Annotated in this window: 15 protein-coding genes; 8 read left to right on the forward strand and 7 right to left on the reverse strand. The window is 70.5% G+C overall.

Translation table 11 applies throughout. The annotated features are described in order from the left end of the window. Window positions 1-5 precede the first annotated feature (5 nt). The 4 genes from J7462_RS04885 to J7462_RS04900 are packed head-to-tail and all read right to left on the reverse strand — an operon-like array spanning window position 6 to window position 7,127. On the reverse strand, window positions 6-815 hold the full coding sequence (locus tag J7462_RS04885) for a hypothetical protein (protein WP_219462171.1): 810 nt from the start codon (window positions 813-815) through the stop codon (window positions 6-8). 23 nt (window positions 816-838) lie between these two features. Beyond that, on the reverse strand, window positions 839-3,898 hold the full coding sequence (locus J7462_RS04890) for a type I restriction endonuclease subunit R (RefSeq protein WP_219462174.1): 3,060 nt from the start codon (window positions 3,896-3,898) through the stop codon (window positions 839-841). Beyond that, entirely contained in the window at window positions 3,895-5,169 is a 1,275-nt protein-coding gene (locus J7462_RS04895; protein ID WP_219462175.1) for a restriction endonuclease subunit S, read from the reverse strand. The genes J7462_RS04890 and J7462_RS04895 overlap by 4 nt, the downstream gene beginning before the upstream one ends. Next, window positions 5,166-7,127 carry a class I SAM-dependent DNA methyltransferase gene (locus J7462_RS04900; RefSeq protein WP_308290751.1) on the reverse strand — a complete coding sequence of 654 codons (1,962 nt, stop codon included), beginning with the start codon at window positions 7,125-7,127 and terminating at the stop codon, window positions 5,166-5,168. The genes J7462_RS04895 and J7462_RS04900 overlap by 4 nt, the downstream gene beginning before the upstream one ends. Window positions 7,128-7,772: 645 nt before the next feature. Between J7462_RS04900 and J7462_RS04905 the strand changes: the two genes are divergently transcribed. Continuing rightward, window positions 7,773-8,174, forward strand: a complete 402-nt coding sequence (locus J7462_RS04905; protein ID WP_219462177.1) for a hypothetical protein — start codon at window positions 7,773-7,775, stop codon at window positions 8,172-8,174. 46 nt (window positions 8,175-8,220) lie between these two features. Here J7462_RS04905 and J7462_RS04910 read toward each other — a convergent pair whose 3' ends face one another. Next, complete coding sequence (locus J7462_RS04910) at window positions 8,221-10,185, reverse strand: N-6 DNA methylase (protein ID WP_219462178.1); 1,965 nt, start codon at window positions 10,183-10,185, stop codon at window positions 8,221-8,223. A gap of 105 nt (window positions 10,186-10,290) precedes the next feature. Between J7462_RS04910 and J7462_RS04915 the strand changes: the two genes are divergently transcribed. Further along, a complete protein-coding gene (locus J7462_RS04915) occupies window positions 10,291-12,051 on the forward strand; it encodes a DUF6119 family protein (RefSeq protein WP_219462180.1) in 1,761 nt (586 codons plus the stop codon). Between the two features lie 175 nt (window positions 12,052-12,226). Here J7462_RS04915 and J7462_RS04920 read toward each other — a convergent pair whose 3' ends face one another. Then, window positions 12,227-12,865: a DJ-1/PfpI family protein gene (locus tag J7462_RS04920; RefSeq protein ID WP_219462182.1), complete on the reverse strand. Its 639-nt coding sequence runs from the start codon at window positions 12,863-12,865 to the stop codon at window positions 12,227-12,229. A 120-nt stretch (window positions 12,866-12,985) separates the two neighbouring features. Between J7462_RS04920 and J7462_RS04925 the strand changes: the two genes are divergently transcribed. Then, on the forward strand, window positions 12,986-13,939 hold the full coding sequence (locus J7462_RS04925; protein ID WP_219462183.1) for a GlxA family transcriptional regulator: 954 nt from the start codon (window positions 12,986-12,988) through the stop codon (window positions 13,937-13,939). Between the two features lie 177 nt (window positions 13,940-14,116). On the opposite strand, the gene J7462_RS04930 is transcribed toward J7462_RS04925, so the two are convergent. Beyond that, entirely contained in the window at window positions 14,117-14,992 is an 876-nt protein-coding gene (locus J7462_RS04930) for a LysR family transcriptional regulator ArgP (RefSeq protein ID WP_219462186.1), read from the reverse strand. 69 nt (window positions 14,993-15,061) lie between these two features. Here J7462_RS04930 and J7462_RS04935 point away from each other — a divergent pair, with 69 nt between their 5' ends. The 5 genes from J7462_RS04935 to J7462_RS04955 all read left to right on the forward strand — a co-directional run bounded on the left by J7462_RS04935 (window position 15,062) and on the right by J7462_RS04955 (window position 20,476). After that, window positions 15,062-15,655, forward strand: coding sequence for a LysE/ArgO family amino acid transporter (locus J7462_RS04935; RefSeq protein WP_219462188.1), 594 nt, complete (start codon window positions 15,062-15,064; stop codon window positions 15,653-15,655). An 83-nt stretch (window positions 15,656-15,738) separates the two neighbouring features. Then, window positions 15,739-17,112, forward strand: coding sequence for a M23 family metallopeptidase (locus J7462_RS04940; protein ID WP_219462190.1), 1,374 nt, complete (start codon window positions 15,739-15,741; stop codon window positions 17,110-17,112). A gap of 374 nt (window positions 17,113-17,486) precedes the next feature. Beyond that, on the forward strand, window positions 17,487-20,090 hold the full coding sequence (gene lanKC / locus J7462_RS04945; protein ID WP_219462192.1) for a class III lanthionine synthetase LanKC: 2,604 nt from the start codon (window positions 17,487-17,489) through the stop codon (window positions 20,088-20,090). 69 nt (window positions 20,091-20,159) lie between these two features. Next, window positions 20,160-20,279, forward strand: coding sequence for a SapB/AmfS family lanthipeptide (locus J7462_RS04950; protein WP_088647629.1), 120 nt, complete (start codon window positions 20,160-20,162; stop codon window positions 20,277-20,279). A 77-nt stretch (window positions 20,280-20,356) separates the two neighbouring features. After that, on the forward strand, window positions 20,357-20,476 hold the full coding sequence (locus J7462_RS04955; RefSeq protein WP_067312693.1) for a SapB/AmfS family lanthipeptide: 120 nt from the start codon (window positions 20,357-20,359) through the stop codon (window positions 20,474-20,476). Window positions 20,477-20,531 lie beyond the last annotated feature (55 nt).

The raw sequence follows: 20,531 nt of genomic DNA on the forward strand, positions 1-20,531 counted from the left end.
CGTCGTCACGGTTGCCGGTGCTCGTCGTCGGTGGGCTCGGCTCCGCCGTCGTACAGCTCGGCCAGTTCCCGGTACGCCTCCTGGCCCGCGACCAGGGCGTCCTGGTCGTGTTCGGCGTTCTCGCCGGCGACGGCCGCGAGTTCGAGGGCGGTCTGTAGCCGGCCCAGTTCGCTGCTGACCTGCGCCCATCGGCCCCTGGCCACCTCGCGCTGCGCGGACAGGGCGTCGGCGGCGCGGCCCGTCGCGGGTATCGGCTGCTGCTGGCTGCGGGGTGCCGGCGGTCGCAGGTGGTCCCGACGACTGAGCACGTCGGCCCCCACCCAGAGTGCTTCGGCGAGTGACTGGCCGCCTTCCACCGGATCGACCACGTCGGACAGTGCGGGCAGCGTACGCCCGGCACGTTCGGCCAGTTCGACGAGACCGAAGAACGCATGGCGCGACTCGATCGAGGCGATGGTCCGGTGGATCTGTGGGAACTTCGCGATCTCGGGTGCGACCACCCGGGCCGGTGCGGGTTTCGACAGCACCACGGTCAGCCCGATGCCCACCGTCAACGCGATCAGGAAGAAGATCACCATGATCGGTGCCTGCCACAGGCACAGCCCGAGGGTGAAGAGGAAGACCAGTGCGGCGAGCACCACCAGTCCGACGACGTTCGTGCCGGCGGATGCCACCGGCACGGCCCTCAGGTCGGTGACGTTCCCCCACTCGCGCCGCAGCGACGCGCCGGAGAGTTTGAGCGGGGCGAGAGCCACCACGGTCTGCGTGTCGTCCGTGGCGATCCAGACCTGGAAGGGGTGGTCGGACGGGGGCACCCGTCCTCCTTTCACAGACGCGGTCAGGCGATGCCCTTGCGGCGGCGGATCATCTGGTACGCCTGCCGGCGGGCGAACTGGTTGAGCTGGGAGCGCAGGCTCTCGTCGTCGAGGTAGCGCTGCATGAGCTTGCCGTTGTCGTCGTGCCGGGACAGGATCACGTCCTCGATCCGCCGGTCGCAGACCACGCCGAAGTTGCTCTCGTCGTTGACCATGGCGGCGGCTTCGAGGGTGCCGTCCTCGGCCAGGGCGACGATCTGCTGCTCGACCCAGACCTTGTCGGCCTCCCCCAGCCCGATGCCGAACCGGTCGTTGAACGCGTCGATCAGCTCGGAGAGCGCCACCCGGTCGGGGTCGTTCTGCGTGCCGACCGCCCCGCCGAGGAAGCCTGGCAGCATCTGCTCGCCTTCCGGCGTCAGCGACGCGTCGTGCTCACCGGTCTTGCTGACCCGCAGGTGGGTCAGCTGCACCTCGCCGATGTCGACGGACGGGTCCTGCTGGCGGGGCAGCCGGTTGAGCAACGCCCGTCCGTAGAGGTAGAGCCGTTCCAGGTCGTCGTCGTGGTAGGGCACGACCTGGCTGAGGAACGCGTACATCCGGGTGTAGTCGCGCAGCGCGGACCGGAAGCCGGTCGCGGCCTCCGGGTCCTGCTCGGCCAGGGCCTTGAAGCGGTCGACGGCCGGTTCGGTGAAGCGGTAGAGCGCGGCGTGTGCCCGTTGCAGGCCGGTGTCGGTGGTGGCCTTGGCTTCGGCGGCGAGCAGCGCCTCGGCGTACGCCTGCATCTCCGAGTCGACCAGCACCGGGTAGCCGGTCACCGCGTGCTGCGCGGTGTAGAGCAGGTTGGGGTCGGTGGGGGTGGTCGCGGCGGTCTCGAAGTACGGCCGGAAGTGCGCGGCGACGTCGCCGGCCTCGTTGACGAAGTCGAGCACGAACACGTCGCCCTGGGCCTTGAGCGGGTGGATGCGGTTGAGCCGGGACAGGGTCTGCACGGCGGCCACGTTCTTGAGCAGCTTGTCGACGTACATCGTGGTCAGCAGCGGCTGATCGAAGCCGGTCTGGTACTTCTCGGCCACCACCAGGATCCGGTATTCCACCGCCTGCTTGGCCTTCGGCGTGCCGGCGTGCTTGTCGTCGGCGGCGGTGTAGGCGAAGCGGTCGGTCAGCTCGCCCTCGCCGAAGCCGTTGACCCGGGCCTCGGTGTACTCGACACCGTCGACCTCCAGCTCGCCGGAGAACGCGACGAGGGAGTCACAGCCGGGGTACCTGTGCAGGTCGACGTACTTCCTGATGGCGGTGTGCAGGCGGACGGCGCCCTCGCGGGAGGCGGTGACCACCATGGCCTTCGCGCGCCCGCCGAGGCGCGACGCGGTGTGCTTGCGGAAGTGCTCGACGATGATCTCGGCCTTCTGCGCCTGCATGGTGGGGTGCAGGCTGGCGAACCGGGCGAGCTGCGCACCGGCCTTCTTCGGGTCGACCTCCGGGTCGTCGGGGTTGGCGTTGGCCAGCTTCCAGTACGACTTGTAGGTCAGGTAGTTGCGCAGCACGTCGAGGATGAAGCCCTCCTCGATGGCCTGCCGCATCGAGTAGGTGTGGAACGGCTGCGCGTCCCCGGTGACCGGGTGCGGGGTGCCGAACAGCTCAAGCGTCTTCGCCTTAGGGGTGGCGGTGAACGCGAAGTACGACAGCGTCTGGTGCCGCCCCCGGGCCAACGCGGACGCGGTGAGCAGGTCGCCCGACTCGTCCACGTCGTCGCTGCCGAGCCGGAGCAGCACCTTCTTCAACGCGGCGGCCGAGTCACCGGACTGCGACGAGTGCGCCTCGTCGACGATGACGGCGAACCGCTTCCCGCGCAGCCCCTGCACCTGGTTGAGGATGTAGGGGAACTTCTGCATGGTGGTGATGACGACCTTGGCGGTCTCGCCCTGGAGGGCGGCGGCGAGCTGGGCGGAGTCCTTGTCGATCCGCTGCACCACGCCCGGCACGTGCTCGAACTGGAACACGGTGTCCTGGAGTTGCCGGTCCAGCACCACCCGGTCGGTGATGATGATGACCTTGTCGAAGACCGGTTCGTCGGGGCGCAGCCCGGTGGCGTGGGCGTCCTCGTCGAGGGTGTGCGCGGTGTGCAGGCTGGACAGCCGGTGCGCCAGCCAGGCGATGGTGTTCGACTTGCCCGACCCGGCCGAGTGCATGACGAGATAGTTGTGGCCGGAGCCGTGCCGGGCCGCGTGCTCGGTCAGCCGGGTCACCGCGTCCCACTGGTGGTAACGCGGGAAGATCAGCGCCTGGGACTCCCGGTCGGTGTGCAGGTATCGGCGGATCAGGTCCAGCCAGGTGTCCGGGTGCCAGATCTGCTCCCACAGGTAGGAGCTGCGGTAGCCGCTCACCCCGACGGGCGGGTTGCCGGCACCGCCGGACGCCCCCGGCCCGTTGGACCCGGTGTTGAACGGCAGGAACCGGGTCTTCTCCCCCGCCAGCTTCGTCGTGACGAAGACCAGGTCAGGATCGACGGCGAAGTGCACGAGGGTACGCCGGGCGAAGAGCAGTTCCTTCGGGTCGCGCGTCCTGCGGTACTGCTCCTTGGCGTCCTCGACGGTCTGCCCGGTCAGCGGGTTCTTCAACTCGGCGGTGGCGAGGGGGATGCCGTTGACGAAGAGCACCAGGTCGAGGGTGTTGTTGTTGCTTGTCGAGTAGGCGAGTTGCCGGGTGACGGTGAGGCGGTTCGCCCGGTAGAGGGTGAGCGCGTCGTCGGTGATGGCATGCGCCGGCTTGAAGTAGGCGAGCCGGATCAGCACGCCCTTGTCCTTGACACCCCGGCGGAGGACGTCGAGCGGGCCACGCCCGTCGATCTGCCTGGCGAGGTACTGCGCGAACTCCCGCCGCGCCACATCCGGATCGTTCCCGTGGTACGGGAGCACCTTCGCCCACTCATCCGGCTGGGTCGCCCCGATGAACGCGAACAACTCGGCCGTGTCGAGCCCCAACTGCCGGTCGTAATTTCCGGTCGCCCCGCGTAGCCATCCCCCGCCCATTAAGGCACCCTCGATCGCCACCTCGAACGACCGCTCCCGATTCTCGGGGCTCATATGTCCACCCGCCGCGCCGTCGTTACGTCGATCTTTCCGGTTACCGCTGCCGTTATCAGCGCCTGCTTTCGCTCGACCAACAAGGAACGCCCTTGCAACATGTAATACTTGAGGGAAGCCAGATACGCCTCGGCCTTATCGAGCTCACTTGCCCATTCACACTGAACCTTCAGCTCAGGCACCATGATGGGCACTTTCCGCAAATCGCCAATATTGATCCCAGTGACGGCAGATCCGGTAATCCGGATTCCCAACCATTCCTGAGAACGGCGAGCACTCAAAGCATGACGGACATAAGCATTTAATGCAATCTTCGAATTAAGCGAAATGCGCGCGGCATCGCGCGTGACGTTCACGATTGGGACGCCACCGGGGGTAATCTGAACACGCCCGACACTCCCACGGATAGCCATCACAAGGTCGCCTTCACGCAGCCGCGACCGCTTGAACTCGGCTTCAATTGAGGGATCCGTGAGACGTAGACGCGCCAGGCAAATTGGGCCGCGCATAACATCGCCAGCTTCCACGAGGGGAATACCCTCCTCAAGCCGAGGTCCAGGCATCAAGACGCCGTAATTGATGGGTCGCGCTCGATCGATCAAATTGAGGAGTGGCGAAAGGAACGCCCTTTCATCAGCTTCCACCACGGATTCCCTGAAATCCTCGAACCGTTCCGTCTCAAGCTCGGCTTGTCGCTGTCGCAGGGCAATGACGCGGTCAAGCAGAGCGAGTTGCTCGTCTAGAAAGTCGGCGATACGGCGCTGCTCGTCGAGCGATGGGAGCGGAATCGGAGCTGCAGCGAGTCGCTCCCCCACAAGTTCAATCTGGTTAGTGGCGCCAACAACAAGAGCTGAGTAAAGATAGTGCTGAAAAGGCTCGGATTGGAGGTAGTGGTAGACGAAACGAGGATGGAGGACGCCCGGCCGCGCACGGAGTCTGGTCACATGCCCGTCCGCCATAGCGGGACGAGAGTCAGGAGTTCCGGAGAAATATCCGACCCTACCAAGGGTCCCTCGGCCTGTGGAGTTGATTAGTACATCATTTGGCCGCAAAAGCCCCTTTAGCTTAGCTGCATTCCCATTGCAAGCGTGGAAGCGAGTGCGACTCCAATCGAGACCCTCCGGCTGATTTGCAGCCTGACTGATAGCCCAAACTTGTCCATCGTCAGTGTAATCCGGTGCCGATCCTCGGTTGATCGAGATCGCCACATGCTTAAGCGGCAACCACTCCCAGCTTCCTGGGATAGCAACCCCTGCGAGGCCAGTAGTCACCCCGTCACCTCACCAAGCAGTGATTGAATCTCAACCTCCAGCGCCTTGATCTCAGCGTCGATCTCGGTCAGCGGGCGCGGTGGCTTGTAGACGTAGAAGTGGCGTGTAATTGGGATCTCGTACCCGATCTTGGTCTTTGACTCGTCAATCCAAGCACCCTCAACGTGGGGTAGGACCTCGCGTTTGAGGTAGTCGTGGATGTCCTCGTCGAGCGGCACGTTCTCGTTGTCGCGCAGGTCGGTGTCCGGCAGCGGCTTGCCCTTGCGGTCGGTCTGCACCTCCCCCTCCGGGTCGCTGACCGAGAACGCCTCCCACACCGCCTTCTCCACCGCCGCCGGCAGCTTTCCCAGCCCGTTCAGCCGCATCGCGAATTCGGCGCGCGTCGCGGACGACGTACCGATGAGGGACCTGGCCCCGGCGAGCAGCGACTCGCGGTCGGCGTACTTGAGGACGGCCCGCGCCTCGGCGAGCAGGGCGACCGTCTCGTCGGTGACCTCGAAGCGCAGCCGCAGCGGGCGTTCGACGGTAATCCGCTGGTAGCCGAAGTCGGTGGTGGCGAAGACCTTCACCTTGGCGTGCTGCGGGTGCTCCGGATCGTCGGCGATGGTCAGCGCGTCCACGTAGGCCCGGGTCAGCTCGGCGATGTGGTCGTCGGTGAGCAACTTGCGTTTGTCGCCGAGGCTCTTGCGCATCTTGGTCCAGTGGTCGCGGCCGTCGAGCAGCACCACCTTGCGGCGGCGGGACGCGTCCTTGCGGTTGGTGAGGATCCAGAAGTACGTGGAGATGCCGGTGTTGTAGAAGAGCTGATCGGGCAGGGCCACGATCCCTTCGAGCAGGTCGTTCTCCAGGATCCAGCGACGGATCTCCGACTCCCCCGACCCGGCCGCCCCGGTGAACAACGGCGAACCGTTGAACACGATCGCGAGGCGACTGCCACCGTCCTCGGGGCGCTTCATCTTCGCGATCATGTGCTGGAGGAACAGCAACGAACCGTCGTTGATCCGGGGCAGGCCGGCACCGAAGCGACCCGCGTGACCCCGGGCGTGCTCGGCCTTGACGTAGTTCTCGACCTTCTTCCACTCCACCCCGAACGGCGGGTTGGCCAGCATGTAGTCGAACCGCTCACCGTCGTGGCCGTCCTGACTGAACGAGTTGCCGAACGCGATCTTCGTCGGGTCGCCACCCTTGAGCATCATGTCCGAACGGCAGATCGCGTACGTCTCCCCGTTCAGCTCCTGCCCGTACACCTCGACCGTGGCGTGCGCGTTGTGCGCCTCGATGTGCTCCTGCGCCTCGCTGAGCATCCCACCGGTGCCACACGCCGGGTCGTAGACCTTGCGGACGATGCCCGGGGTGACCAGGTCGTCCTCGTCGGGGGCCAGCAGCAGGTTCACCATCAACCGGATGACCTCGCGGGGGGTGAAGTGCTCACCGGCGGTCTCGTTGCTGATCTCGGAGAACCGGCGCACCAGCTCCTCGAAGACGTAACCCATCTGGTGGTTGGACACCACGTCCGGGTGCAGGTCGATGTCGGCGAACTTCGCCACCACCTGATAGAGCAGCCCCGCCTCGGCCAGCCGGCCGATCTGGGTGTCGAAGCCGTACTTCTCCAACACGTCCACCGCACCGGGCGAGAACCCACCGATGTAGGCGCGCAGGTTCAACGCCACATGGTCCTGGTCACCGAGCAACCGACGGAACGACATCTCACTGGTGTTGTAGAACGACAACCCCGCCGCCCGCCGCAACACCGGATCCACGTTCTGCACACCCGACGCCCTGAGCTGCCGGTGCCGGTCGAGCACCGCGTCCTTCGTCGGCGCCAACACGCAGTCGAGCCGACGCAGCACGGTCAACGGCAGGATCACCCGACCGTACTCGGACTGCTTGTAGTCGCCCCGCAGCAGATCCGCCACCGACCAGATGAAGTTCGCCAACTCTTGGTGCTTGGTGCTCACCAGGTTCCTTTCGATTGCTCTGAGTCAAGAATTATGGCTGTCGGGCTCACCCGACGTGCTCCCCCACCCGGTGACGATGATCAACCAGGCGTCATCGGGCGATGACCGACGGGTGGCCGACCTTCGTCCGGATCGTCGGGATGGGGTGGCGTGTGCCGATCTCCACCCCTGCTGAGGGGGTTGCCCGGTGCGATCCGCCTGATCTGCCAGGTTCGCGCCGGAGACCCCGACCCGCTGAACCGGGGTCGGATATCCGACGGCGCGTCGCCCGCAGCGGCGGCCGCCCCGCCCCGGGGAGCCTGGCCATCCTCGCTCCCCGTCACGATCCACATCCTCCGCACCCGCGCAGCGCTCAGCAGCCTTCGCGCATCGTAGCCGTTGACAGGGTTCACAGAGGATGCTGGCCACGGACGTCGCCCTCCCTCCGGTCGTGATGACGTATGCGCAGGTGAATGCCCTGATCAAATAGTCGGCTGTCCATGATTGGACAGCTTCAACCCTGGCCTGACCTGGTTCGGGCTGCCTACCGTTTAGCTCATAAAGGGGCATTGATCAGATTCAACCGGCAAGTTGCTTCTGATCACCAAATTTACCCCTTTACCACCACGCTGTCGCATCGCTGCGGCGCAACCCGAAGGAGGCACCATGTCCACCGAGTCCGCCAAGAAAGCCGACCAGCCCGCCCCGAGCGACAGTGACATCGCCGAGGCCGCCGCGCTCCTGGTCCCCGCCACCACAGCCGGCATGCCGCCGACCGCGCAGCTCTTCTGGGCTGTGGTCGCGGCCAACGGGGTCCTGAACCGTGGCTTCGGGGTGGTCTCGTCCACCCGCGTCGCCGTGGGGCAGTACCAGGTGGTCTTCAGCCACGACGTGACCCGCTCCGCGTACGTGGGGAGCATCGGCCTGACCGGTTCCGTCGGGGCCTCGCCCAGCGGCGAGATCGCGGTGGTCGGCCGGTTCGGCGTGCCGAACGGCGTGTTCGTCCAGACGTTCACCTCGGCGGGAGTGGCCGCCGACCGGGCGTTCCACCTGACGATCTCGTCGTGACGCCAGCGCAACCAGGTCCCCGTCACCTCCGGGTGGCGGGGACCGCTCACGTCGGTCGGATCGCACCCCGGGCCAGCCCGTCGGCGGTGAGCTGCACCAGTTCCGCCCCCAGCGTCGCCGCCAGCCGCAGCGCCCGCTCGAAGTCGTCCAGCCGCCGGGCCGCCTCGCCGTATGCCTGCTGCTCCGGCAGACCCAGCCGACGCACCGACGCCCGCCGGATGTCGAACCGCAGTGTCCCGGACAGGCTCGACGCCTGCTTCTCGTTGGCCGACGTGCGCAACTGCCCGGCCAGGAACCACGGGTCCAGCGCCCCCGGATCGGGCCGCAACAGATAGAGGTTGCGCCCCAGCAGCGTCCCCGTCGTGGTGATCACCCGCGCGGTGAGCTGCTGGGCGACCACCGGCACCACCACGTCCCCCACCTCGATGGGGATCTGCTGGCCGTACCGGTCGTCGATCCGGCCGGAGGCCTGCGCACCGGCGAGCACGTCCCCGACGGTGAGCACGGGCGGCCCGTCCGGGGCCGGCTCCGACACACCGGCCCGCACCGGTCCGAGCAGGTGCAGCGCGCCGGCCCGGAGCAGCTCCCCGACGGTGAGGAACTGCCCGGCCGTCCCGTCCGGTGCGGGGGTGGCCGGCGGCATCAGCGCCGGCAGTGCGGCGACGACGGCGGCCAGCCGCTCCCGGGTGCGTGTCAACTGCTCCCCCGAAACCTCGCTGCCGACGGCCGGTTGCCGGCGCGCGGGCGTCAGGTCCACCTCGTCGTCGAGCAGCTCGATCACCGGGATCGTGCGGGCGAAACCGGCCTGGTCGACCTCGGCGTCCGGCATGGCGTCGAAGGCCCGCCACACGCCCAGCACCCGGGGCGCGGTCTCGGCCAGGTCACCACCGGCCGCGTCGACCAGCAGCACCCGGGCCGGCGGCGACGCCTCCGTCGCGGCCCGCCGCAACACCCACAGGTGCAGCGGTACGCCGTGCGACCCGGCCGCCCCCGGCGGGAGCGCGATCACCGCACGTAGGTGGCCTCGGCGCAGGAGTTCGCTACGGATGCGTTTGCCGGCCCGGCGGCTGGCCACCGTGGGCGGCATCAACAGCACCGCGTGCCCGCCGACCCGCAGGTGCGCCAGGGCGTGCTGCACCCAGGCCAGCTCCGGTTCGGTACGCGGGGTGGTGCCGACGATCCAGCGAGGGTCGTGGCCCAGCTCGTCGTCGCCCCAGTTGGTGGCCCCGAACGGGGGGTGGCAGACGACGGCGTCGACCGGCTGGCCGGCGAACGCGTCGGCGCGCAGCGAGTCGCCGGTGCGCACCTCTCCGGGCACGTCCCGCAGGGCCAACCACAGTCCGGCGATCGCGGCGAGGTCCGCGTCGATCTCCTGCCCGTAGGCGGCGGCACAGCCGGCACGGGCGGCGGCCCGCAGGGTGGCCCCGGAGCCGACGGCCGGGTCGAGGACACTGCCGCCACCCACGGCGGCGAGCCCGACCATCAGGTCGGCCAGGTCGTCCGGGGTGGCGAGGGGCCGGCCGGGGCCGGGGCCGGAGAACCGCTGCCACAGCTCGTCGAAGGCGTCCGGTGCGCCCCGGTCGTCAGCGAGGGCGTCGAGGTCGGCCAGCAGCGCGGCAGGAAGCGAGTCCGCGGACGGTAGGGCAGCGGACCAAGGGCCGGCGGGCGGCACCGCATCGGGCTGCGGGTCGATGGGAGGCGGGGTGGTCTCCCGGGGAGGGCGGTGGCGGGCGAGCAGTCTCGCGCCGACGGCGGCGAGGGCGGCGGCCGGGGAGTCGCCGGCCGCCGCGAGGTGTCGCCAGAGCCGCTCGGCGGTGTCGAGTTCGGGCAGCTTGCCCTGGCCGCGCAGCCACTGCTCGACCTCGATCAGGTCGAACTCGGGGCTGGCCGCGGAGCCACCCACCGGGGCGGGGAAGTCGGGGTGCCGCTTGCGCCAGTTGCTGACGGCGGCCCGGCCGACCCCGGCGAGCCGGGCGATCTCCGCTGCCGTCACGGTCGGTGTCTCTTGCATCTTCGCATGATGCCACAGCCGTCAAGCATCTTGTCCGTTGACAGTGTTCACGGATAATGTGAACATGTTCCCGCAACACCCCGCACCACGAGGAGGAGTTCGAAGATGCGTCACGCCCAGCACCACCGGATGACCGGACCGACCACCCGCCCCGGTGCCCGGGACGACTCCCGCCGACCCGGCAACACCCAGCCTCCCCTCTTCGCGCACCCGGTGCCCGCACCACCGCCGGGGACCTACCTGACGACCGTCTACCGACTCCGGGTCGACCCGACCGCCGCCGGCCTGACCCGGGCGCTCAACCGTCAGTACCTGGTGGACAGCGGCTTCCCGGTCAACACCCGGCAGGTCGCCGGAGCGCCCGCCCTGCTGGTGCACGGCACCGTGCCCCGACCCCGCGCCGACTGGTGCGACGTCCTCACCGCACTCACCGGCCGCGAGGTCGACCTCGGCCACAGCAGCGGGGGCGGGTTGCTCCTGCTGGCCGTCGACGACCGGGCGTACGCCCTCGCCTACGGCACGCTGGGCCGGCACATGATCGACCAGGGCGTGGTCGACCCGACGTTCGGCGTCTCCTTCGCCGTCCGGGCGCTGCTGCCCAGCGAGATCCGCCAGGTCCGGCGGCGGATGATCGGCACCAGCGGACGGGTGGACCGTAGCCTCGTCCCGGCCGGCCAGCCCATCCGCAAGTTCGGCATCGACAAGTGGGGCGAGATCGTCGGCCAGCTCAGCGGACCGGCCCACAACCCGAACCTGACCGTGTGCCGCCGCACCGGCCGGCCCACCCGGATCGAGGGCGGCGACGCGCTGCGCATCCACCTCGCCGTGCAGCCCACCCGGCTGCTCGCCGACCTGCGGGAGATCGACCGGGTCTGCCGGCAGGAGTTCCCGCTGGCCGACCTGGCCTTCGTCACCCAGATCCGGCCGGTCTCCTCCCGGGACCCCCGGCTGCCCGCGCTCGCCGCCGAGCTGGACGCGCGGCTCGGCCAGCCGGATCCGGCGCAGCTCGGGGTGGCCGTCCCCGGCGGTCTCGTCGACGACATCGAGGCGGTGCGGTCCTACCGGATCCAGGTCCCGAGGTCCGGCCGGCGGACCTCGCTCGTGGCCGAGCTGAACCTGCCGGCCCTGCTGGCCCACACCCGTCGGGTACCCGCCGGTGACCGGTGGTCCGGGCTCCAGCGGGGACGGATCACCCTGCACACCGACGCGGGCGGCGCCGGGGAACCGCTCTCCACGCCGGCCTCCCGCTGGATCACCGCCGAGGTGACGGTCGGCACGAGTCACCTGCTGCTGCACGAGGGCGGCTGGTACGAGATCGGCGACCGGCACCGCGAGTTCCTGCACCAGGAGATCGCCGAGATCCTGGCCCGCCCCTGCGGCATCGCCCTACCAGCGTGGACGCCTGACCTGCCCGACGAGGACGCCTACAACCGGGCCGCCGCCGACCGCGACCCCCGCCTGGTCCTGCTGGACAAGAAGCTGCTCCGCACGGCTCAGCACCGGCGCGGCATCGAGGCCTGCGACCTGCTCGGCCCGGACGGCGAGCTGATCCACGTCAAGCGCGCCTCCGGCAGCTCCCCGCTGAGCCACCTCTTCGCCCAGGGTGCCGCCTCGGTGGACGCCCTGCGTTACGAGGCGGACGCCCGGGAGCGGCTGGCCGAGCTGGTCCGCCGGCAGCCCAACGGTCGGGAGATCGGCGGGGACTTCCGCCCCCGCAAAGTGATCTACGCGATCGCCCTGGGCAGCGGCCGGCCAGTCACCGTCGGAACGCTGTTCACCTTCGCCCAGGTGGCGCTCTACCGGGCGGTAAAGGCGCTGCGCACCGAGGACGTCGACGTCGAGGTCGTCGGCATCCCCGCCGCCTGATCCACCTCCCACCACAAAACCGACTTCAGGAGGCGCGTGATGGGTTCCGACGGCTCTCCCCCCGCTCCGCCGGGTCTCCCCCCGAAGATCATCGGTCCTGGTCCCGGCCTCACCCCGCCGACCGCCGACCCGGGCGAGCTCGACCTACGCGACCGGTGCAGGCGGGGGTCCACACCTACCGGCCGGCGGCACGCCACACGGTGCCGCGTCGCTCGTAGGCGAAGAGGGTCTCCACGGCGTGCGCGACCCGGGGGCCGAACTCCCGTTCCAGGATGTGCAGGCCAAGGTCCAGGCCGGAGGTGACGCCGCCCGAGGTGACGAGGTCGCCGTCGTCGACGACCCGCGCCGGCACCGCGTGCACGCCGGTGGCGTCGAGCGCGTCCATGCCGAGGTGGTGGGTCACCGCGTGGCGGCCCTCGATCAGGCCGGCCATGGCCAGGGCGAGCGACCCGCCGCAGACGGCCGCCACCGTCACGTCGGGGTTGTCGAGGGCGGCGCGCAGCGGTACGGCCGCCGAGTCGGCGAACCGGGACAGCAGCACGGGAATCGTCGCCACGCCCTCGTCGGGGTCGCCGGTGGTGGGTCCGCTGGCACCGGGCACCACGACGTAGCCGGGCCGGGCCGGGTCCAGCCGGGCGGTCGCTCGCAGCGTCAGGCCGCGGGTGCCACCGACCACCTCCCGGGGGCCCTCGACCGAGACGAGTTCCACCGTCAGGGCACTCCCGGCGGCATCGGCGCCGGCGGCCAGGACCTCGAAGGGCGCGATGACATCGAGCGGGTCGAACCCGTCGAACAACACGATCTGGATCGGCATGTCCACGATCCTCGGCCTCGCCGCAGCCGCCGGCCAGTGGCAGGATTGCCATTGCCCGACGGCTTCTTGCCATCCCGCACGTTGCGGGGTGCCCGCCGTCGATCCGAAGGAGGTGCCGCTGTGCACACCGTGCTGGTCCTGGCGCTCCCGGGCACCATCGCGTTCGACCTGGCCACCCCGATCGAGGTGCTGGGCCGGGTGCGGTTGCCGGGCGGCCGGGCCGGCTATCGGGTGCTGGTCTGCGGCAGCGAGCCGGTCGTCGACGCCGGCCCGCTGCGGCTGGCCGTCGACCACGGCCTCGACGCGCTCGCCGACGCCGACACCGTCATCGTGCCGGGCCGCTACGACCCGGCCGCGCCACTGCCCGCTGCGGGGCTGGACGCGCTGCGGGCGGCCGCTGCCGCCGGCGTCCGGATCGCCTCGATCTGCGTGGGCGCGTTCACCCTGGCCGCCGCCGGGTTGCTCGACGGTCGGCGGGCCACCACGCACTGGGCCGCCGCCGAGCGGTTCCAGGCGATGTTCCCTGCCGTCCGGGTGGACCCGGCGGTGCTGTACGTCGACACCGGCCAGTTCGTCACCTCCGCCGGGGCGACCGCAGGCGTGGACATGTGCCTGCACCTGGTCCGCCGTGACCACGGGGCGGCGGTCGCCGCCGACGCGTCCCGGCAGGCCGTGGCCCCGCTGCACCGCGACGGCGGACAGGCGCAGTTCATCGTGCGCCCCGGTGCGGACCCCGCCGGGGTGGGTCTCGGCCCGGTCCTGGAGTGGTTGGAGTCGCACGCGGACGAGCGGCTGACCCTGGCCGACGTGGCCGCCCGGGCCGGGCTCAGCGTGCGGACGCTCAACCGCCGTTTCCACGAGGAGACCGGCCTCACCCCGATGCAGTGGGTCGCGGCCGTGCGTGTCCGCCGGGCGCAGGAGTTGCTGGAACGCACCGACCACGGCGTCGACCGGATCGCCCACCTCGTCGGTTTCGCCTCACCGGCGCACTTCCGGGTCCAGTTCAAGCGGCGCAGTGGAGTGTCACCGCAGGCGTACCGCAGGACTTTCGTCGCCGGGTCGGTGCCCGGCTGAACGGGCGTTCCGCCGGGGACGGCAGGTGGTGCACCGTCACCGCCGGGAGTGACCGGCCCGGGTACACCCGATGCTGTGCCAGCGGCTGGACGACGGTTACGCCGTGTTCGTCGCCAGGCCGGACCGCCCACCAGTCCCGACCGGTACCACGACGCGCCCGCCCATCCTCGGGTCCGGTCAGTACAGCGCGGCGCTGGCGGCGGCCCGGACCGCCGCCGTCAGCGCTGTCAGCGCCGTGGATTCCAGCCGCCAGCACTGCCAGTAGAGCGGCACGTCGAGGTGCCGGCCGGCGGCCAGGTCGACGAGGCGACCGGCGGCGAGGTCGGGCCGGGCGACGGCCTCGGGGAGCAGTCCCCAGCCGAGGCCGAGCCGGATCGCCTCGGTGAAGGCGGCCGTCCCCGGCACGAAGTGTGTCGGCGGGTCGACGTCGCGGCGGGTGAGCGTACGGGCGAAGCGGTGTTGCAGGGTGTCCTTGCGGTCGAAGCGGATCATCGGCGCGGTCGGGAACGCGGTGGCGGGCTCACGGTCGGCGAAGTGCGCCGAGTGGGCGGCGGGTGTGGCGACGGCGAGGTAGCGCAGCGCGCCGAGGCGCAGGACCCGGCAGCCCTGCACGGCGGTGCGTTCGGTGGTGACGGCCGCCATCACGGTGCCGTCGCGCAGCAGTTGCGCGGTGTGCGCCTCGTCGTCGGTGCGCAGGTCGACCAGCACGTCGGGGACGGCGGTCAGGGCCGGTAGGAACCAGCCGGCGAGGGAGTCGGCGTTGACCACGACGGTGACCCGGGTGTGGTCGCGCAGGGCGCCGCGTGCGGCGTCGAGGGCTTCCTGTTCGAGCAGCGCCACCTGCCCACCGAGGCGGATCAGGGGCGCTCCGGCCTCCGTCGGCACACACGGCCGGGTGCGGCGCACGAGGACCTGCCCGACGGCGCGTTCGAGGGCCTTGATGCGCTGGCTGACCGCTGAGGGGGTGACGCGCAGCGCCTGCGCGGCGGCGTCGAAGCTGCCGTGGGTGACGACCGCCCGGAAGGTCGTCAGCTGGACCGGGTCGAGTGACATGAGCAATTCTAATGCTACTGAAGAATCTTTAGCTGGAGTGTGGGTGCGGCCCGCCCTAGCCTGGCCGCCATGGGTTCCGTGCTCGCCGGTTTCGGCTTCTCCCTCGCGCTGATCGTCGCCATCGGGGCGCAGAACGCCTTCGTGCTGCGCCAGGGGCTACGTCGGGAGCACGTACTCCCGGTGGTGGCGATCTGCGTGGCCGGCGACGCCACACTGATGGCCGCCGGCATCGCCGGCCTGGGGGCGTTGCTCACCGGGACGCCCGCCGTCCTGACCGCGGTCCGGTGGGGCGGGGTCGCCTTCCTGCTCGGGTACGCGGTGCTGGCCGCCCGCCGCGCCCTACGCCCGACCACTCTCACCCCGCTGGACCGTCCGCCGGCCACGCTGCGCGCGACACTGCTGGCCTGCCTCGCGTTCACCTTCCTCAACCCGCACGTCTACCTGGACACGGTGGTGCTGCTCGGCACGGTCGCCCATCAGGACCCGAACCGGTGGGCGTTCGGTGCCGGAGCGGTGACGGCGAGCCTGGTCTGGTTCGCCGGGTTGGGGCTCGGTGCCCGCCGGCTGGGTCCGGTGCTCGCCCATCCGGCGGCCTGGCGGGTCATCGACGGGGTGATCGCCGTGATCATGGTGGTCGTCGCCGTCTCGGTCGCCGTCGGCTGAGCGGCGCGGACCCTCCGGACGGGGTTCGGGACCGTAGGATCGACATCCTTCAACCCCACACTCCACTTTGGAGGGAACCGCGCATGACGGGTCCACTCACCCGACTCCTCGCCACCGCCCGGCTGACGCTCGCGACCGCCGGCGTCGCCGTGCTCGCGCTCGCGGGCACCGCCGCCGTCGTGACCACCCCGGCCCAGGCCGCCGGTCCCCGACCGAACTTCCAGATGCCGGTGCCCTGCGGCGAGACCTGGCGGATGGCCACCTACTACGGTCACGACGACTACGACATCGACCTGACCTTCACCGGCGGGGCCAGCAACGGCCGCCCGATCCTCGCCTCCGCCAGCGGCACGGTCTCCTTCGCCGGCTGGGGCAGCAGCGGCGGCTGGTACGTGGTCATCGAACACGGCGACGGCTGGCGGACGCTCTACCTGCACATGATCGAGACCCCGATGGTCGGCGCCGGGCAGTGGGTGTCGACCGGCCAGCAGCTCGGCCGGGTGGGTAGCACCGGCAACTCCACCGGCCCGCACCTGCACTACGAGCAGGTGCGCGACGGCGTCAAGACCGAGTCGTACTTCAACGGCGTGCCCTCCGGCATCACCTCCGACGGCAGCCCGTCCACCGGCCCGCTCTACGTCTCCGGCCCCACCTCGCCGGCCCGGAACATGACCAGCCAGAACTGCGGTCAGGCCGCCAACCGCCAGGTGTACGAGTCCGGCAGCCACAGCGGCTGGCAGATGCTGCCGGTCAACAGCATCACCGGCTCGGCCACCGCGGCCATGGTCATGGGCACCAACAAGCTGCTCTACACGGTCAACGACGGCCTGGTGTACGAGGCGTCCAGCGACACCGGCTGGCGCAACCTGTGGACCGGCATCTCCGGCGTCAGCAACAACGCCCTCGCCGTGATCAACGTGGGCGGCGTCAAGTACATCTACACCGTGGTCGGCGGCTGGGTGCACGAGGCGTCCAGCGCCAACGGCTGGAAGAACCTGAACACCGGCATCTCCGGGGTCAGCAACAACGCCCTCGCCGCCATCAACCACAACGGCGTGAAGATCATCTACACCGTGGTCGGTGGCCTGGTGCACGAGGCGGCCAGCAACAACGGCTGGCGCAACCTGTGGACCGGCATCTCCGGCGTCAGCAACAACGCCCTGGCCGTGATCAGTATGGACGGCGTCAAATACATCTACACGGTCGTCAACGGCCTGGTGCACGAGGCGAACAGCATCAACGGCTGGCGCAACCTGTGGACCGGCATCTCCGGGGTCAGCTCCGACGCCCTCGCCGCGATCAGCTTCAACGGCGTGAAGATCATCTACACCGTGGTCGGCGGCCTGGTGCACGAGGCCGCCAGCAACAACGGCTGGCGCAACCTCAACTCCAACGTCCGGGGCACCGCCGTCTCAGCGACCACCGTCAGCGGCGTGAAGGTCCTCTACACCGTCTGACGACACCTCGGCCCGCGACACAGCCGGGCCACCGACGCCGACCGGGTCGTGGCACGGCCGGCGTACTCCCGCACGGCTCCGCGCGTCGCCCGACCGGCGACGCGCGGAGTCGGCGTGCCCGGGTGGTCAGCACCGACCACGTCGCCCGCAGGGGGCCGGGATCGGGGCAGCCGCCCCGGCACGGCGCTGACCGCCCGGGGGTGTCCACCTGCGCCGCCCCGCAGGTGATGCCGTATTCACGATTTCAAACTCCGCCATTGTCACGAGTTTCCGCCCGGAATCTCACCGCTGGTCGATGACGCATCGCACTGTGCCCGACGGCCCACTGATCGCAGGATTGACATCAACCGATCAGGGGATGGGAGGCAGCCGAGATGGACGACAGATACGACGCGTACTGCGCGGTCGACCCGCTCTTCTACGACTCGTTGTCCAGCGCGAGCGCCACCGCCACCGGCATCGGCTACGCCGCGGACCGCCCCCAGCCGGCGGGCTGGGAGTCCGAGGTCAAGGACGACTGGCTGATCCACGCGCCGGTCGGCGGCACCCTGCCCGCCCAGGGCTGGAAGATCCACGTCTCGGCCCGGTTGGACAACGCCGAGCGGGTGCTGACCCAGGTGATGGACTACTGCCAGCCGCGCGGCATCCCGTTCAAGCACCTGCGCGGCCCCCGGATGCTGCTGATGCGCAACAGCAAGTACGCCCGCCGCGGCGGCAGCGGCAAGTTCGTCACCGTCTACCCGCGCGACGACGCCGAGCTGGAGCTGACCGCCAAGGAGTTGTCGGCGCTGCTCGACGGCGAGCAGGGGCCCTACATCCTCAGCGACCTGCGCTACGGCGACGGCCCGGTCTACCTGCGCTACGGCGGTTTCGCCGCCCGCTACTGCCTCTCACCCGAGGGTCAGGTGGTGCCCGCGATCGCCGACGCCACGGGAACCCTGGTCCCCGACCGCCGCGACCCGGTGTTCCACCTGCCCGACTGGGTGACCCTGCCGGACTTCCTCGCCCCGCACCTGGCCGCCCGCAACGCCGCCAGCACCACCGAGCTGCCCTACCGGATCGAGAAGGTCGTCCACTTCTCCAACGGCGGCGGCCTGTACGAGGCCCGGGACACCCGGACCGACACCCGGGTGGTGCTGAAGGAGGCCCGCCCGTACGCCGGCCTCGACGCCACCGGGGCGGACGCGGTGACCCGGCTGCGCCGGGAGGCCGAGGTGCTGCGCCAACTCGCCGACGTCCCGCACCTGGTCCGGGTGCACGACGAGTTCAGCTTCGGCGGGCACGAGTTCCTGGCCCTGGAGTTCGTCGAGGGCCGCCCGCTCAACCAGGAGGTGGTGCAGCGCTACCCGCTGGTGCACCCCGACGCCGACCGGGCCGGCTACACCCGCTGGGCGCTGGACGTGCACCGGCAGGTCGCCGAGGCGGTCGAGGCCATCCACGCGCACGGCATCGTCTACGGCGACCTGCACATGTTCAACATCATGGTCGGCGACGACGGGGCGGTCACCCTGATCGACTTCGAGGTCGCCGCACCCGCCGCCGAGGCGAGCCGCCCGGCGCTGCGCAACCAGGCGTTCGCCGCGCCCCGCGACCGGGTCGGCCCCGACGTCGACCGGTACGCCCTGGCCTGCCTGCGGCTGGCCCTGTTCCTGCCGCTGACCGCGATGCTGCGGCTGGCCCCGACGAAGGCGGCGCACCTGGCCGACGTGGTGGCCGAGCACTTCCCGGTCGACCGGGCGGTGCTCGACGAGACCGTCGCGGTGATCGTCGGCGACCCACCGGCCACCGGCACACCCGACGCGGCGACCCCGACGGCACCCGACACGGCCACCCGGCTCCGGCTGGACCCGGACGTGGTGCGCATCGACCCGGACGACTGGCCGGGCCTGCGCGACCGGTTGGTCCGGGCGATCACCGCCAGCGCCACGCCCCAGCGCGACGACCGGCTCTTCCCCGGCGACATCCGGCAGTTCAGCGGCAACGACGGCGGGCTGAACCTCGCCCACGGGGCGGCCGGGGTGCTCTGGGCGTTGCACGCCACCGGCGCCCCCGTCGACCCCCGCCACGTCCGGTGGCTGATCGACCGGGTCCGGGAACCCGCCTCCGGCAGCCGGCTCGGCTTCTTCGACGGGCTGCACGGGGTGGCGTACGTGCTGGACCTGCTCGGACACCGCGACGAGGCCCGCCGGCTGCTCGACCGCTGCCTCGACGAACCGTGGCCGGAACTCGGCAACGACCTGGTCGGTGGGCTGCCCGGCATCGCGCTGAACCTGACCCACTTCGCCGGCCTGACCGGGGAGGAACGCTACGAAGCCGCCGCCCGGCACGCCGTCGACCTGGTCGTCGACCGGCTCGGCGACGTCGACTCGGTGGCCGAGGTCAGCGGCGGCCGGCACCCGTACGCGGGACTGATGCGCGGCGGGGCGGGGGTGGCGCTGATGCTGCTGGGCCGGCACGAACGGGAACCCGACGAGCGGCTACTCGACCACGCCGCCACCGCGCTACGGCAGGACCTGCGCCGGTGCGTCCGCCGCGACGACGGGCACCTCGAGGTCAACGAGGGCTGGCGAACCATGCCGTACCTCGCCGAGGGCAGCGTCGGGGTGGGACTGGTGCTCGACCGCTACCTGCGTCACCGGCCCGACGAGGGCCTGGCCGAGCAGGCAGAGGCGATCCGCCGCTGCGCCGACTTCCCGTTCTACGCCCAGTCCGGACTGTTCGCCGGACGAGCCGGCATCGTGGCCTACCTGGCCGGCCGGGGTGAGCACGAGGTGGCCCACGCCCAGGCCCGGCTGCTGGGTTGGCACGCCCTGCCGTACGCCGACGGCACCGCCTTCCCCGGCGACCAGTTGCTGCGGCTCTCCATGGACCTGGCCACCGGCACCGCCGGCGTGCTGGCCGCCGTCGCGGCCAGCCGGCCCACCGACCCGGTGCGGTTGCCGCTGCTGGGCCCGACCGACACCACCCCGGCCGACTGACGGCCCACCCGCTCCCCGGGGGTCACCCCGGGGCCACCCGACCCGACACCTGTGGAAAGGAGGAAAGACATGGCCCTGCTCGACCTTCAGGGGATGGAGCTGCCGGCCGCCGAGCGTACCGGCGGCGGAAGCCGGGCGAGTCTGCTGCTCTGCGGCGACAGCTCGCTCAGCGTCACCACCTGCAACTGAGCCGACGGTCGTCGACCCGACGACCCGACGAGGTTCACCACCAGGCACGTCCAATGACGACAGAAAGAGGTAAGACCATGGCTCTGCTCGACCTCCAGGCGATGGAACTGCCGGCCACCGAGCGTACCGGCGGCGGAAGCCAGGCCAGCCTGCTGCTCTGCGGCGACAGCTCGCTGAGCGTCACCACCTGCAACTGATCGACCGGTATCGCATGGCCCCGGACCGGCACCTGCCGGTCCGGGGCCGCGCGGC

The sequence above is a fragment of the Micromonospora sp. RL09-050-HVF-A genome (genome assembly GCF_019374995.1).
In the GTDB taxonomy this organism is placed as follows: Bacteria; Actinomycetota; Actinomycetes; order Mycobacteriales; family Micromonosporaceae; genus Micromonospora; species Micromonospora antibiotica.